13 protein-coding genes are annotated in these 14996 nt (G+C 63.5%); 3 read left to right on the plus strand and 10 right to left on the minus strand.

Annotation, left to right across the window (positions count from 1 at the left end; genetic code table 11):
• Positions 1-9 precede the first annotated feature (9 nt).
• From BTH42_RS09230 to BTH42_RS09240, 3 genes are all read left to right on the plus strand, one after another.
• Positions 10-561, plus strand: coding sequence for a flavin reductase family protein (locus tag BTH42_RS09230; RefSeq protein ID WP_083654715.1), 552 nt, complete (start codon positions 10-12; stop codon positions 559-561).
• 41 nt (positions 562-602) lie between these two features.
• On the plus strand, positions 603-1559 hold the full coding sequence (locus BTH42_RS09235) for a transporter (RefSeq protein ID WP_075298147.1): 957 nt from the start codon (positions 603-605) through the stop codon (positions 1557-1559).
• 343 nt (positions 1560-1902) lie between these two features.
• Entirely contained in the window at positions 1903-2862 is a 960-nt protein-coding gene (locus BTH42_RS09240) for an AraC family transcriptional regulator (protein ID WP_083654721.1), read from the plus strand.
• Positions 2863-2869: 7 nt separating this feature from the next.
• On the opposite strand, the gene BTH42_RS35380 is transcribed toward BTH42_RS09240, so the two are convergent.
• The 10 genes from BTH42_RS35380 to thrS all read right to left on the minus strand — a co-directional run bounded on the left by BTH42_RS35380 (position 2870) and on the right by thrS (position 14780).
• A complete protein-coding gene (locus tag BTH42_RS35380) occupies positions 2870-3256 on the minus strand; it encodes a hypothetical protein (protein ID WP_075298149.1) in 387 nt (128 codons plus the stop codon).
• Between the two features lie 50 nt (positions 3257-3306).
• Complete coding sequence (locus BTH42_RS09250; protein ID WP_083654716.1) at positions 3307-4662, minus strand: Xaa-Pro peptidase family protein; 1356 nt, start codon at positions 4660-4662, stop codon at positions 3307-3309.
• A 111-nt stretch (positions 4663-4773) separates the two neighbouring features.
• Complete coding sequence (locus tag BTH42_RS09255) at positions 4774-6168, minus strand: MFS transporter (protein ID WP_075298151.1); 1395 nt, start codon at positions 6166-6168, stop codon at positions 4774-4776.
• A gap of 250 nt (positions 6169-6418) precedes the next feature.
• Positions 6419-7315, minus strand: coding sequence for a LysR substrate-binding domain-containing protein (locus BTH42_RS09260; protein WP_075298153.1), 897 nt, complete (start codon positions 7313-7315; stop codon positions 6419-6421).
• Positions 7316-7488: 173 nt separating this feature from the next.
• Positions 7489-7899, minus strand: a complete 411-nt coding sequence (locus BTH42_RS09265) for an ethanolamine utilization protein EutQ (RefSeq protein ID WP_075298155.1) — start codon at positions 7897-7899, stop codon at positions 7489-7491.
• Positions 7896-9212 carry an FAD-binding oxidoreductase gene (locus tag BTH42_RS09270; protein ID WP_075298157.1) on the minus strand — a complete coding sequence of 439 codons (1317 nt, stop codon included), beginning with the start codon at positions 9210-9212 and terminating at the stop codon, positions 7896-7898. Before BTH42_RS09270 ends, BTH42_RS09265 begins: the two co-directional genes overlap by 4 nt.
• A gap of 30 nt (positions 9213-9242) precedes the next feature.
• Positions 9243-10616, minus strand: a complete 1374-nt coding sequence (locus BTH42_RS09275; RefSeq protein WP_075298159.1) for an FAD-dependent oxidoreductase — start codon at positions 10614-10616, stop codon at positions 9243-9245.
• Positions 10617-10626: 10 nt separating this feature from the next.
• The gene (locus tag BTH42_RS09280; RefSeq protein ID WP_075298161.1) at positions 10627-12084 is read right to left on the minus strand and encodes an aldehyde dehydrogenase family protein; all 1458 of its coding nucleotides are present in this window, start codon (positions 12082-12084) and stop codon (positions 10627-10629) included.
• A gap of 3 nt (positions 12085-12087) precedes the next feature.
• On the minus strand, positions 12088-13290 hold the full coding sequence (locus tag BTH42_RS09285; RefSeq protein WP_075298163.1) for an aromatic ring-hydroxylating dioxygenase subunit alpha: 1203 nt from the start codon (positions 13288-13290) through the stop codon (positions 12088-12090).
• A 254-nt stretch (positions 13291-13544) separates the two neighbouring features.
• The gene (thrS, locus tag BTH42_RS09290) at positions 13545-14780 is read right to left on the minus strand and encodes a threonine--tRNA ligase (RefSeq protein ID WP_075298165.1); all 1236 of its coding nucleotides are present in this window, start codon (positions 14778-14780) and stop codon (positions 13545-13547) included.
• Positions 14781-14996 lie beyond the last annotated feature (216 nt).

The raw sequence follows: 14996 nt of genomic DNA on the forward strand, positions 1-14996 counted from the left end.
AGAAAGCTCATGTCCCAAGCCCTGGAAGCCCCGACCGCGACCCCGCCCGCCGCCGCCAATCCGGATGATCTGGCCAATGCGCTGCGACAGCTGCGCAACGCATTCGGCCAGTATCCGACCGGCGTGACCGTCATCACCGCCGCCGCGCGCGACGGCCGCAAGATCGGACTGACCGCGAACTCGTTTGCATCGCTGTCGCTCGATCCGCCTCTCGTGCTGTGGAGTATCGGCAAGAACTCGCCCAGTTGCGTGGACTTCGTCGATGCCGGGCATTTCGCGATCAACGTGCTGGCCGAACATCAGATCGAACTGTCGCGCCGCTTTGCGAAGCCGTCGCCGGACAAATATGCCGGCGTCGCCTGCCGCGAAAGCCTCGGCGGCGCGATGGTGCTCGACGGCTGCAGCGCGCACTTCGTGTGCCGCAATCTCGCGCAGCACGAAGGCGGCGATCACCTGATCTTCGTCGGCCAGATCGAGCATTTCGAAGCGGGCGGACACGCGCCGCTGGTTTTCCATCTCGGGCAGTACGGCGCGGTGGCCGATCATCCGGCCCTTGCCTGAAGCCGATACTTCGCAGCCCTTATAACAACACAGGAGACCCTATGAAACGACGCGCTTCCCGCGTGCTGCTCGCCTGTCTCGCGGCGTTCGGATTGACCTGCCATACCGCGGCGTCGGCCAGCGATCTGCCGAACCTGAACCTCGGCTTCACGAGCTTTCTCGACGGCGCGCCGCCCGCCGGTCCGGGCTGGTATGGCACGCAGTATCTCGAGTACTACACGGCCGGGCGCATCAACGACAATGCCGGTAACAAGGTCGCGTTGCCGAAGCAGAACATCGATGTTTTCGCGGGCCTGACGCAACTGGTTTATCAATCGCCGTTCAAGATCGGGGGCGCGCATCCGAGACTCGACGTGATTCTGCCGTGGGTCGCGTCGGCGCATACCGACGACGGCCTCGGCAATGTCGCGCTGAACTCGCGCACCGGCTTCGGCGATATCCTGATCGGACCGTTCATCCAGTTCGATCCGGTGATGGGCCCGGACGGTCCCCGTTTCGTGCATCGTTTCGAATTCCAGATCATTGCGCCGACCGGCGCGTATGACCCCAGCAAAGCGATCAATCCGGGCAGCGGTTTCTGGTCGATCGATCCGTACTGGGCCGCAACACTGTGGATCAATTCGAAATGGACGGTGTCCTGGCGGCTCCACTATCTGTGGAACGCCAGCAACAATCGCCCGTATCAGGGGCTCGGCGCGGACGCGAGTTCATCGCAGGCCGGCCAGGCGCTGCACGCGAATCTCGCGACCGAATACGAGGTGATGCCGGGCTTGCGGATCGGTTTGAATGGCTACTGGCTGCGTCAGATTTCGGATCTGAAGGTCAATGGACAAAGCGTGCCCGGCCAGCGCGAAGCAGTCTGGGCGATCGGGCCGGGCGCGATGTACAGCTTCTCCCAGCACGATCACCTGATGTTCAACGCGTATTTCGAGGCGGATGCGCGCAACCGGCCGGAAGGTACGCGGGTGATTCTGCGCTACGTGCACCATTTCAACTGACCGGCCCCGCTCGGTACCCGCCCACGCCAGCGGCTATCCGGGAACTACGGTCGCTGTCCGATAACTCCAGATACTTGCTGCCACGCCGCGATCAAGCCGGGTATATGCCGATGCGAACCGGATAGCGCTTTTTTAGGATGTGGTGAAATGGTCGAGATCCGGTTGTTCCCGTCGCCTGCCCGGATACGGCGACACCGGCATCGAAGCGTTGCATGTCATGCGCGGTGAAACCCGCGCGTAAGCCTGGACCTGGAGAATCATCTTGGTGGAGCATCGGTCGAACAGCGGTGGGGACGCGAACAGGCTCGCAACAGCGCCCTGCTTCAACCGCGACAACCTGTTGATGCAGTCGACCGACCTGGAAGAAGTGCGGGCAATCGTCGGGAGAATCTTCAGGCCGCACGGACTTTCGGTGGTGACGGGCCACCACGGTCTGCTCGGACGCATGCATCACGCGCGGCTCGGCGACGTGTCGTTGAATCTGCTCGATTACGGCAGCGAAGTCGTGATCGATCCGGGGAGGCTGGAAAACTTTTTTCTGCTGCAGGTCCCGCTTCAGGGCAGCGCGGAAATCGAATGCGGCAACCGGCGCTTCGTTTCCAGTCCGCAGACAGCTTCGCTGGTTTCGCCATCTTTGCCGCTACGGATGCGCTGGGGCGACGCGTGCCCGCAGGTGATTCTGCGGGTCGAGCGCGGCGCGCTGGAGCAACATTGCGAACGGCATCTCGGCGACGCTTTTAGCCGCCCGGTGGAGTTCGAACCGGAGTTGCAACTGGCCTCGCCCGGCGGTGCTTACCTGATGCAACTGCTGCCGCTATTGGCGGACGCGATGAGCATGCGCGATCACCCGTTGACGAATCCGCTCGCCTTCAGTCAGTTCGAATCGACGTTGATCAATGCGCTGATCTACGGCCAGCCCAATACCGCCCGCGACGGCATACGCCGTCCGGCCGGCACGCTCGCACCGTTTTTCGTGCGCCGGGTCGAGGAGTTCATACGCGCGAACGTGCATGAACCGCTGACGATCGAACAGATCGCGGAACATGCGGGCGTGAGCGCGAGCAGCTTGTTCGCGGGCTTTAAAAACTACTACGGGATGAGCCCGATGAACTACGTACGCCAATTGCGACTCGAGCGCGTACGGGAAGAGTTGCTCGACCTGCAAGGGTCCGGCAATGCGTCGATCACGGAAATCGCAACGCGGTGGGGCTTCGCTCATCTCGGGCGCTTTTCGATCGAGTATAAAAAGCACTTCGGGGAATCGCCGTCGGATTGTTTGCGGCGGCGGAAAGGGTCGGTCTGAATTTTCTTCAGCGTATTTCCGCATCACCTCTTCGCACAGCGTCCGGCTCGATCCGAAGCGCGGGGAGAACTTCCTGCTGCGGACCGGCAAGCGGCGCCGCCGCGCTCAAAGACGGCATACCCGCGCAGTTTCCAGGCGCCGCTAAGCCAGCCCGCCGCCGGGTACGATTGAGCTTCGCGATCCCGATGCAACTCCACACGAGCCACAACACCTGACTGATTGCGGCGGCCAGATTGAAGTGAATGATCAGCGAATAGAGCAAGCAACAAGGGCCCAGCAGGTTGAGGATCAGATATCCCCGGTCCTCGCGTTGCAGGAAACCGAGTTGCATGCCGGCGTAGGCAATCTGATAGCAGATGACACCGAAAATCCCAATCAAATCGGCGGTATTCATTTTTGTTGTCGAGCGGGGGTGAAAGGGACGATCGCGTATCGAGCCGGCAATCAAACCGACAGTAGCCGGTCTTCGAACGGGTAACGGGTCAGCACTTCGTGTCCGGTCTGCGTGATCAACACCTGCTCCTCGAGCTTCACGCCGGGACCGCCTTCGGTTCGACCGACGTAACTCTCGACGCACAACACCATGCCCGGTTCGATCACACCGTCATAGCCCCACGTCTGCCACGATTCCGGAAAGTAGATATAAGGCGCCTCGTCGCACAGTCCCACGCCGTGATAAAGGCACGAGTAGTGACGAAACTGCTCCGGCGCATAGCGCATCGCCTGGTGCGCGAGGTCGTAATGCGTGAGCCCCGGACGCAGCAGCGCGATATTGTGCTGAACCTGTGCGTATGCGCGCTGGTAGATGTCCCGCTGCGCCGGCGCCGGCGCGTCGCCGCCACATAGCCAGGTACGCGATGTATCGACACAGATCCCATAGCTGCCGACCAGATCGGTATCGAACGCGACCAGATCGCCGTTTTCGATCACCCGGCTGCTGCACTCCTGGTACCACGGATTGCAGCGCGGACCGGACGCGAGCAGCCGCGTTTCGATCCACTCGCCGCCGCGCGCAATGTTCTCCGCATGCAGATAACTCCACAGACGCTGTTCGGTGACGCCCGGTTGCAGATGACGATGCATCACCTCCATACCCCGTTCGCACGCATGAATCGCGCAGCGCATCGCACGAATTTCGTCTTCGCATTTAATGCGCCGCGCCTCTTCCATCAGCGCTTCGCCGTTGTGAATGCCGATGCCGAGCCGCTCCAGCGCTACCACGCCTTCCGGGTTGCAGTGGTCGATCGCGAGGCGCCGGTTGCCGCCCCCGTGTTCGCTCACGACGGCTGCGATCTCAGCGGCCCAGCGCTGCACGTGTTCGGCCACGCGATCGCCCGCGCAGAAATGAAACCACGGCACACACGGACGGATTTCGTCGACGGATTCGGTGTGATCGCTGAGGAAATCGCAATGGTCGAACTCCCAGAGAATCACCGGGCCGTCAGCCGGCACGAACGCGTAGCGGCATGCGTTGTGAAGGGCCCAGACCTGCATGTTGCTGCTGTCGGTCGCATAGCGGATGTTCACCGGGTCGTACAGGAGTACGCCCGCGTAGTCGTTCCTCACCAGTTGTTCGCGCACTCGAGCAAGCCGATAGCGCCGCAGCGCCGGCAGGTCGGGGGTCGTCAGTCCGGCCGCCGCCCATTCGTCGAGCGTCTGCCGGTCCGGGCCGAGCGCCAGCATATTCAGCGCGCCGGCCTGCCCGGCGCTCACGCGTTCATGACCGGGCGCCGGCCCGATCTTGCGGGCAGGACCGGTCGCACCGGACGGCACGGCGACCGGCGAAGAGAGGCTGCTCATTGATCTGTGATCCTGATTAAATTAGATCGGGATGGGAGTCGAATCCATGAAGCGGGCTTTACCGCCAATGCGGCGCCGCGCAGGAAAGCGCGCGGCACCGCCCGCGCGCAGTCAGCGCGCGGATTTCAACTCGCCGGACGGGACCAGCGATTCGCTTTTGCGGTGCGGCGCCGACGCCTCGCTCAGCAGCTTGCCGCGCGTTTCCGGCGCCAGTGCGTAAGACACGATCCCGCCGAACAGACTGATGCCGGCCGCGATCAGCATCGCGGTACTCACGCCGAAGGAACCGATCACGACCGGCAGCAGGAAAGTACCCGCGGCCGCGCCGACCCGCGAGAACGCGGTCGCGAAACCGACACCCATACCGCGAATTTCAGTCGGGAACACCTCGCCCGGGTAGACGCCGCACAGCGTCGTCGACATTGCATTGACCAGCGAGAACGTGAAGAAGCACACGAGGATGATGGTCGGCGACGCATGGGCGAAGAGCGCGACGCACATCAGCGCGAGCGCCGAGATGAAGAACGGCGGAATGCCCAGCTTGCGGCGGCCGACCCGTTCGATCAGCACGACCGCCAGCACCGTGCCGAGTACCGCGACGCCATTGAGCGCCAGCCCACCCGTCAGCCCCTCCTTGAGCCCGAGTTTTTGCAGCACGACCGGAGCGAACGCGCCGATCGCGAAGTACGGCGTCACGTTGCAGACCCAGAACACCGACACGAAGATGGTGTTGCGGATGTACTCGGGCGAGAACAGCCGCGCGAATCCCTGCTTGCCCGCCACACCTTGCGCATGCAGGTCGAGCTGTTCGTCGTGCGACATATGCTCGGCGGCCAGTGCCTTCGCTTCGTCGCGGCGGCCTTTGCTCATCAGCCAGCGCGGCGACTCCGGCGTACCGAGGCGCATCAGGAACACGATCACCGTCGGGACCGTGCTCAGGCCCAGAATCACGTGCCATCCGGCGCTGGACGATTCCGTCAGCGCCCAGCCGATCGCGTAGGAAATCAGGTAGCCGACGTACCAGGCCACTTCGAGAACCGCGAGCAATTTGCCGCGCAGCCGTGCCGGTGCAAATTCCGCGAGCAGCGGCCAACCGATCGAGTAGTCGGCGCCGATCGCGATCCCCATCAGAATCCGGACCACGAACAACTGCCACGCTTCGGTCACGAAGAACTGCGCGATCGACCCGACCAGGAAGATCGCCAGGTCGACCGTGAACATCGGCTTGCGGCCGACCTTGTCGGCGAGCCAGCCGCCGAGCGGACCGCCGATAAAAATGCCCACCAACGCGGAAGCGCCGATCAAGCCCTGCCACGCGAGCGACAGTTGCAGGTCGTGAGTGATCGCCGGCATCACGATGCCGATGCTGCCGAGGATAAAGCCGTCGATAAACATGCCGCCGGAAATCAGAACCGTCAGCTTCGCGAGGAACCCGCGCTGTTTGCGCGAAAGCGCTCCGGCGGGAGCGCCGGATAGGGACGCGGAATGGGGAAATGCCTTGGGCACGATGATGTCTCCTTGTGTATTTAGTGGGACGAAAGGCCGCCCGTTACCGGGTTGTCGAAGCCTTGACCTGCATCAACCACAAGGACAGTTTGTGGAAATCAATAAGCGCGGACAAACGATATTTCGTGCGCGCATTCATCAATTTTTATCATAGACAAAGCAGACGAACGCACGAGGTCCCGGCATCCGCGACGATACCTATGAAGATGGGCGGCAAGTAAGCGGGCCGCCGCGAACCTTGCAGAAGCGCTTATTTGAGCGAGAGAAGCCAGTCCCTGAAGCTGCCGACGCTCTTGCGCCGCTCATGAGGACCGGACGGTTCGAGCACCAGAAACTGTCCCTCGGTTTGCAGCGTTTCCGGCACCGGACGAACCAGCGTACCGTTCTTCAGATATGGATCGATCAGATTGCTCCAGCCGAGCGCGACGCCTTGCCCACTCAGCGCGGCCTGAATAACCATCGAATAGTTATTGAGGTTGATCTTGTTGCGCGGCGTGACCGGCGCGACGCCGATGCGGCGGAACCATTCGCTCCACGTGACCCAGTCGCGCTCCGAATCGTCGAGCCACAGCCACGTGCAGCAGGCGAGATCTTCCGCGCGGCTCAGCCCGTTATGGCGCGCGAGATACGCGGGGCTGCAAACCGGAAAGATCTCCTCGTTGCAGATCGGCGTGTACTTGATGTGCTCGGGCGGACTTTTGCAGTAGTACACCGCGAGGTCGCATTCGAGTTTGCGGTAGTCCTTCACGTGATCGTACGCGACGATTCGCAGGTCGATCCCTTCGTGACTTTCGTTGAATTCGGGGATTCGCGGCAGCAGCCACAGCGACGCGAGCGCGGTGCTGGTGGCCACTGTCACCTGCTGATCGCCGTGCCAGCGCTTGATCAGTTGCGTTGCGTCGGCGAGCGCGAGCAGTGCTTCCCTGCAGGACTGAAAGTATTGTTCGCCGGTCGGCGTGAGACGCACCGAGCGCGTCGTGCGATCGAGCAGATGGGCTCCGAGCATGTCTTCGAGCAGACCGATTTGCCGGCTGATCGCGCCTTGCGTCACGTTGAGTTCGTCGGCGGCACGCGTGAAGCTGCCAAGGCGCGCGGTCGCTTCGAAAGCGACCAGCGCCTTGAACGGCGGCAATGGCTGGATCCTCATGGGAAGGCTGTCTCCGGGGACTTCTTTTATATGCGATCTCTCGCGCCGCGCGACGAGCGCTCCACTCTCGCCGGCATTTTCTGGCGGAAATCGTCAGGCCTGAGATTGTGCCTTAACGCCCGGCGGCGTCAAGCGGGCGCAAGCTCGAGCGCTTGCGCCCGGCTCGAGCACGCTCAACGGCGCCGCGCGCGTGTGACGATGCCGTCGCCGCACGCTTCGTCGAGCGTCTGTTTCCAGTTGCCCGGATAGACGACGTAACCGAACAATGCGAAGCCGGCATACACCAGCGAAGTCGACTTCGGAATCCACAGTACCTGACCGGGTTTCACGTGATGCGTGTGTCCGTCGGCCTCCACCTCCAGAGAACCTTCGATCGTGAAGATCACCTCTTCGTACAGCGTGGTCCAGCTGACTCGCGCGCCTTGCCAGCGCGCGAAACCGATGCCGAGATTCGGCGACACTTCGTCGGCGATCGCGCGCGCGACATAGGCCGCGCCCGGCGGTCCGCCGCGAACATGGAAACCGAGTTCCGCGTGATCGACCAGTTGCACGCCACCGGTCACATGAGTGCGCGCCGCGCTCATAGTTCGGCCCGGCTTTGCCACGCCGCGAGCCGGATCCGCGTGCGCACGCCGAGGCCGAGGAACGGCTCCGGCGGATTCAGCGACGGCATGCCGGTAACCGCGTGAATGTCGTCGAGCAACGACGACTGCGCGCCGACCGCGTGATCGGCGAGCAGCGTGCCGGAGATCGTGCCCCACGCCGCGCCGACGCCGTTATCGCAGGCCGCCGCGAATACGCCGTCTTCGAGCTGGCCGAAGAAATTCGTGAAATTGCGCGAGATCGCGTAGACGCCGCCCCATGTATGCGTGAAGGGCACGTCGGCGAGTTCCGGAAAGCGCGCGAGAAAAGCCTTGCGATGCTCGACGCGAATGTCGTCGCGTGTCGCGTCGCCGATGCTGCGGCCGTATTTCGGCACGTGCTTGTAAGTATTACGAATGATCAGGCGGCGATCCTGCGTCATTCGCACAGTCGTGCCGGCGTGATCGGCAGGCGTCAGGCCCCAGTCGAAGGTGCCGCCATAACGCTTGCTCTGCTCGGCGGTCAATGGCGCGGTCCAGCTCGCGAACGTCATCACCGGCAGCAGGCGGTTCTCCAGATAGCCGAATTCGCGCGTGAAAATACTCGTGCCGAGCAGCAGCTTGCGCGTGCGGATTTCGCCGTTCGCACCATGCAGCACGTAGCCGCCGGTGCCGTCGCGCTCGACCCGGGTGATCGGCGAGTTCTCCAGCAACTCGACGTTTTCCGGCAGCGACGCGCCGAGTCCGCGTACCAGCGCGGCGGGTTGCATCAGATAGCAACCTGGCGTGTAGACCGCGCGGCTGTAGTGCGAGGTGCCGAGTACTTTCGCGAGTTCCGCTCCCTCGACCGCGTGAAACGGCTCGCCGAGCGCGCTCATCAGTTTCTCGAAGTGCGCGAGATACGCGAGTCCGCGTTCGCCGACCGCGCCCTGGTACTTGCCGGCATGCGACCACTGGCACGCAATGCCGTGTTCGTCGACCAGCGACTGCAATTGCCCGATCGCCGCGCGGTTCAGGCGCAGCAGACGCTGCTTGAATACCGGATCCGGATTCTCGAGCGCGAACTTGTGCGGCAGATCGATCACGAAACCGGAGTTCCGGCCCGACGCACCTTCGCCGACACGCTGCGCGTCGACCAGCACAATGCGCGCATCCGGCTCGTGCGCAGCGAGACGGCGCGCGGCGGCAAGGCCGGCGAAGCCGGCGCCGATCACCGCATAGTCGGCGATCTGGCGGCCGACGAGACGGCGCTCCGCAGCCGGCGACGGCAACGCGGCGTACCAGCCGCAGGTGTTGTCATCATGGGGCAGATTCATTTCATTTGCCTGCTTGGTTGGTCTGCTTATTCAGGAAATCTGATTGATTGGGCGCGGCTTGCATTGCTCGACCCAACTGCCGCGCAGTGCCTGCGCCTGATGGCCGATCAGCGCGAAGCCGCGCATCTGGCCGCTGCTGTCGAAATGTCCGCAACTGAAGCCGTCGCCGGTCTGGTCGATACGCCATTCGTCACACGCGTGCGCGGCTGACGAAGGCAACAGGATCAGCGGCGCGGCGGGCGTTTTGACCTGCACCGGCATAGGCGGATACAGCACGTCGCTCGGCTGGCCGGTCAGCGTGCGCGCCAACGCGTCGACGCCGTGATTGATCGGTGCGAGGTACGGCGCCGGCCGCCCGTCGATCTCGACGCAGTCGCCGAGCGCGAAGATATCCGCGACGCTGGTGCGCAGTTGCGCGTCCGTGCGAATCCCCCGACCTACCTCGATCCCGCAAGCCGCGGCGAGCGCAACGTTCGGCGCGAGGCCCACTGCTGAAATCACCACGTCCGCGTCGAGCCGCGTGCCGTTTGCCAGCAGGAGCGTCCACGCGCCGGGCTCGCCGAGAATTTCGCTGACCGAATTTTCCAGATGCCATGTGACGCCGAGCGTGGTCAACGCGCGTTGCAAGTGAGTGCCGGCCTGCTGCGGCAACAGCCGTTCGAGCGGCCATTTGCCGATGCCGATCACGTTCACGTCGAAGCCGCCGGCAGCGAGATCGTTCGCGAATTCGCAGCCGATCAGGCCATCGCCGATGATCGCCACCCGCGACGCGCCGTCGAGCCGGTCGCGCAACAGCCGGTAGTCGTCGAGGTTGTTCACGCTCAGCAGCGCATCCGTGCGTCCGGTGACATCGAGCCGGACCGGGCTCGCGCCCAGCGCGAGGACCAGTTGCGAGTAATGCAGCGTGCCGTGGCTGGTGCGCAATTGATGCGCGTCGGCATCGATCGACTGTACTTCGCAATGCGAATAAACGCGGATCTTCAGGCGCTGTTCGATCTGCAACGGCGCTTCGGCGATCAGCGCGTCGGGGCTGCGCTGCTGCGAGGTCGCGATCGACAGAGCAGGCTTCGAATACAGATGCCCGGATTCACGCGTGAGGACCACGATTTCGGCATTCGGATCCTGGCGCCGGACAGCCTGCGCGAGGCTATAGCCGGCGTGACCGGAGCCGATGATGACCAGCGGTCCTTCGCGACGTGATGCGGCGACAGCGGGCATTGCAACCGCCTCGACCGGCTCACGGATTTCGATCATCTCGAAGTCCGCTTTGCCGACGCCGCAGTCCGGGCACTTCCATTCTTCGGGCACGTCTTCCCAACGAGTGCCGGCCGCGATCCCGTCCTTCGGCCAACCCTCGGCCTCGTCGTAGATCAGCCCGCAAATCACACAGAGCCACTTTTTCATTGCCGACTCCTCAAACCTCTGAACCCTGGGCGACCCGGATCGCGACGTTCTTCGTTTGCACGTAGCTGTAGATCGCTTCCTGACCCTTCTCGCGGCCGAAGCCGGACAGGCCCACACCGCCGAACGGCGTTTCGATACCGCCCGCGTACCACTCGTTGACGAACACCTGGCCGGCGCGCAGACGTCGTGAGAAGCGCAGCGCGCGATTGATGTCGCGCGTGAATACCCCTGCCACCAGTCCGTACGGCGTGCCGTTGGCAATCGCAACCGCTTCGTCTTCAGTGTCGAACGGGATGACCGCGAGCACCGGGCCGAACACTTCATCGCAGGCGATGTTCATGGTTGGGCTCACGCCCGCGAGCACGGTCGGCTGCATATAGAAGCCCGCGCGATTGGCCACGCGCTCGCCGCCGGCGACCGCTTGCGCGCCTTCGGCAATCGCGTCCTTGCACATCGCGACGACCCGCTCCAACTGATTCGCGCTGATCAGAGGCGTGTGATCGGGGTCCTGCTCACCCGCGCCGATCGTCAGCCCGCCGGCGAGCTTCGCGACCTCGGCGACCACCTCGTCGTAGATGTCGCGATGGACGATCAGACGCGACATCGCCGAACACACCTGCCCCGCGTTGAAGAAGATCCCGCTCTTCACGCTGGCGAGCAATTGCGCGCGATCCGAGTCGGGGAACACCACCGCGGCGGACTTGCCACCCAGTTCCATTACGCTCGGGGTCGCCCATTGCGCGGCCGCGGCGAGAATCGCGCGGCCGGTTGCGACCGAGCCCGTAAACACGATCTGTTTGGTCTGCTCACTAGCGGCCAGATGCGCGCCGACATCGCGACCGAGGCCGCACAGCAACTGCGCGGCGCCGCGCGGGAGCCCGGCGCGCTCAATCGCCTCGAACAGCACGCACATGCCGAGCGGCGACAGTTCCGGCGACTTCACGACCACCGCGTTGCCGGCGGCGAGTGCGGGTGCGAGCGAGCGGGCGCAAATCGATACCGGAAAATTCCACGGCACGATCTGCACCGATATGCCCATCGGCTCGTAGCGGGTGAAATCCACGTAGTCGTCGCCGAGCGGCACCGAGATGCCTTCGAGTTTGTCCGCGAGGCCTGCGTAGTACTCGAAGTAGCGGGCCGCTTCGACAAACTCGTCACGGGCGTCACACAGGCGCTTGCCGTTTTCCAGGCACAGAATGCGGGCGCCTTCTTCGGTGACCGCGCGAATTTCTTCAGCGATCCGAAGCAACCAGCGCACCCGTTCGGCCGGGCGTTGGCGCGTCAGCTCACCGCTGGCCGCGCAGCGCGTGGCGGCGTCGAGCGCGCGCTGGGCGTCCTCGATCGTCGCGAGAGCGACGCTGGCGATCGGCTCGCCGTTTGCCGGGTTGGCGACGTCGAGCCGGCTCGGGCTGTCGACCCACGCGCCGTCGATAAAGTTGAGCCAGTGATGGCCTTGCGTGCGTTTCATGCTTTACTCCGCGTGCGGTTGGCCATTCGCAAGAACGCGGCGCGCCATCCATTGATGGAAGTAGTGAGTCGGAACATCCATTTCCGGCGAGAACACGCCGCCCTTGAAGCCCGGCGACTGGCGTCCGGCCTGCATCCCTTCGACCGCCGAGATGTCCTCCGAAAACACCACACGCCACGCGTTCAGCACCGCTTGACGGCTCGCGGCGTAGGCGGGGGCGTCGGCAGCGTCCTTGCCGACGAACAGCAGCCGCAGATGTTCGACCGTGCGATTCGCGGCCAACGGCTGCAACATCATTGCGAACGCGTGATCGGCCTGGATGCCGAGCAGCACGTTCGGGAACAGCGCGACGTATTCGGCGTTGCGCATGCGATCGGCCGGCCAGGCCGGGAACGTCGGCAACGAGGTCCCTTCGACATCGGCGAGGTTGTACGCGTAGCTGCCCTGACCGGCGAACTGTTCGCCGAACATGATGTTGTAGTGATCTTCGAGGCGCGAATACGAGTTCAGCGACGGATGGACCCACGGCAGATGGTAGGCCTCGCAGTAGTTCTCGACCGCGAGCTTCCAGTTGCAGCCCACCTCGACCGACCACGCGCCGCCATCACGCGGCACGTTCATCAGCGAGTAGCCATCCGGGCCGAGGAATTCGGCCCAACGCGCCGTCAGCGGACGAATCACTTCTTCGAATTCCGGCGCGGTCCCCGACAGATTGACGAACACCATGCCCATCCACACATGGCTGCGCAGTGCTTTCAGCCCGTGCTTTTCGCAGGGGACGCGCTCGTCCTTGTGGTGGTTGATGCCGCCGACGTGCGGCGTGCCTTTCAGCGTGCCATTCAGGTCGTAGGTCCACGAGTGATACGGGCAACGGATCACGCCCTGGATTTCACCGGCCTCCTGCACCAGCTTCATCCCGCGATGGCTGCAGACGTTGTGAAAGACCTGCAGCGTGCCTTCGCGGTTGCGGGTGATCAGCAGCGGCAGGCCCATGAAGTCGACCGGCTGGACGCTGGAGTTCTGCTTGAGATCGTCCGCGAAACCGATACAGACCCAGTCCCGGCCCAGCACGCTGTCGCGTTCGATCGTGAAGTACTGCTCGTCCGTGTAGAACGTGTTGCCGAGGCCGCTAGCCTGCTCGATCGGCTTGAGCACCGTCTGCAGTTGGGTCAGAGGAAAGTATTTGACTTCGGTGGGGGCGTTCATCGTGTCGTCTCCTATGCATGCTCGCATCAGTTGTTTCCCCTAGGCCCCTGAAGGGCCGGGATTGGAGAAAATTATCGAAGCGGCACACGGCGACAACAAACGATTCTTTGGCTACGGATTGATCAGGAAAAGTAATGGATAGGGCAGGCCATCTGTTTGCGTTGATCCCCGAACTTAAACCCATTGAGTGCCGCTCCGCTATAGCCTTCGGATGATTCCAGGGTGACGAATCGGCTAATCCGCCATACAGCGAATCACCAGGCACACCCGCGGGCGGCCATTTTTCCGCCTCCATCGCTGAGCGCGCTCATCCCCCTCAAACACTGAACCCCCTCCCCCAACGCAAACACCGCCTGCCGCCCATCCCGCGACCGAACGCTGATCGTACGATCGCGTTGATCCCGCGAACCCACGACGACCAGCACCGGCATCCGCTTCTCCCGCGCATCGACGATCTTCTTCTCCAGCCGTTCCGGTCTGCCATCGAGCGATGCACGCACACCAACCTCCTCAAGCGCCCGCACGACCTCATCCGCGTAAGCCTGATTCGCATCGCTAATCGTCGCGACCACGACCTGTTCCGGCGCGAGCCACATCGGCAGCCAGCCTTCATCATGTTCGAGCAGCATCGCGATGAAACGCTCGATGCTGCCGAGCACCGCGTGATGAATCATCACCGGCCGCTCGCGTTCGTTGCGCTCGTTCACGTATTCGGCGTCGAGCCGCTCAGGCAGCACGAAATCGAGCTGGATCGCGCCGCACTGCCAACTGCGCGCGCGACTGTCCTGCAAATGGAATTCGAGTTTCGGCCCATAAAAAGCGCCCTCTCCTTCGAGTACCTCGAACGCGAGCCCGGCCGCGCGCGCCGCGTTGGCCAACGCTGCTTCCGCGCGATCCCACGTGGCGTCGCTGCCGGCGCGCAGTTCAGGACGCGTCGCGAGCGCGACCTTGAAAGCCGGAAAGCCGAGGTCCGCGTACATCGCACGCAGCAACGCGCAGAAGCGGCCGACTTCCCCCTCGATATGCGCGGGCGCGCAGAACACATGCGCGTCGTCCTGCACGAACGCGCGCGTGCGTTTCAGCCCTTCGAGCGACCCGGACGGCTCGTCGCGATGACACGCACCGAATTCGCTGTAACGAACCGGCAGTTCGCGATAGGAGCGCACTCGCTGGCTGAACACCTGCACGTGACACGGACAACTCATCGGTTTCAGACAAAGCGCGCGACCGGCTTCGGCGTCGTCGAGCGAATACATCGACGCACCGAATTTCTCCCAATGGCCGCTCTTTTCCCACAGCGAGCGCGCGAGCAATTGCGGCGTGCGTATCTCGCGAAAGCCCGCGCGCCGCATGCGCTCGCGCACGTAGTCTTCGAGCACGCGATAAAGCATCCAGCCGCGCGGATGCCAGAAAACCATACCGGCGCCTTCTTCCTGCTGATGGAAAAGATCGAGTTTATTGCCGAGTACGCGATGGTCGATGTCGTTCATGGTTCTACTCCGCTGGGTCGATTACACGATGAATGCCGCAAACGGAGAGACCGGAAACGACAAAGGCCCCGTCCGTTGCCGGCGGGGCCTTTGAGTGTTTGTCGCTGCCTGTGCTGGGTTCCAGCTTTTAGCGCGCGCAACCTCCGGACGACCCGCCTGTGAAGGTGGTCGTGGTGGTGGTCGCGGCGAAGGGGATCGGCTGGTAGTTCATGGAAC

The organism is Burkholderia sp. SRS-W-2-2016 (genome assembly GCF_001931485.1).
Taxonomy (GTDB): domain Bacteria; phylum Pseudomonadota; class Gammaproteobacteria; order Burkholderiales; family Burkholderiaceae; genus Paraburkholderia.

What these genes read in the sequence shown, in the direction of transcription:
- BTH42_RS09230 (WP_083654715.1), top strand. Translation starts at nt 10, where the DNA reads ATGTCCCAAGCCCTGGAAGCCCCGACCGCGACCCCGCCCGCCGCCGCC.
- BTH42_RS09235 (WP_075298147.1), top strand. Translation starts at nt 603, where the DNA reads ATGAAACGACGCGCTTCCCGCGTGCTGCTCGCCTGTCTCGCGGCGTTC.
- BTH42_RS09240 (WP_083654721.1), top strand. Translation starts at nt 1,903, where the DNA reads ATGCAGTCGACCGACCTGGAAGAAGTGCGGGCAATCGTCGGGAGAATC.
- BTH42_RS35380 (WP_075298149.1), bottom strand. Translation starts at nt 3,256, where the DNA reads ATGAATACCGCCGATTTGATTGGGATTTTCGGTGTCATCTGCTATCAG.
- BTH42_RS09250 (WP_083654716.1), bottom strand. Translation starts at nt 4,662, where the DNA reads ATGAGCAGCCTCTCTTCGCCGGTCGCCGTGCCGTCCGGTGCGACCGGT.
- BTH42_RS09260 (WP_075298153.1), bottom strand. Translation starts at nt 7,315, where the DNA reads ATGAGGATCCAGCCATTGCCGCCGTTCAAGGCGCTGGTCGCTTTCGAA.
- BTH42_RS09265 (WP_075298155.1), bottom strand. Translation starts at nt 7,899, where the DNA reads ATGAGCGCGGCGCGCACTCATGTGACCGGTGGCGTGCAACTGGTCGAT.
- BTH42_RS09270 (WP_075298157.1), bottom strand. Translation starts at nt 9,212, where the DNA reads ATGAATCTGCCCCATGATGACAACACCTGCGGCTGGTACGCCGCGTTG.
- BTH42_RS09275 (WP_075298159.1), bottom strand. Translation starts at nt 10,616, where the DNA reads ATGAAAAAGTGGCTCTGTGTGATTTGCGGGCTGATCTACGACGAGGCC.
- BTH42_RS09280 (WP_075298161.1), bottom strand. Translation starts at nt 12,084, where the DNA reads ATGAAACGCACGCAAGGCCATCACTGGCTCAACTTTATCGACGGCGCG.
- BTH42_RS09285 (WP_075298163.1), bottom strand. Translation starts at nt 13,290, where the DNA reads ATGAACGCCCCCACCGAAGTCAAATACTTTCCTCTGACCCAACTGCAG.
- thrS (WP_075298165.1), bottom strand. Translation starts at nt 14,780, where the DNA reads ATGAACGACATCGACCATCGCGTACTCGGCAATAAACTCGATCTTTTC.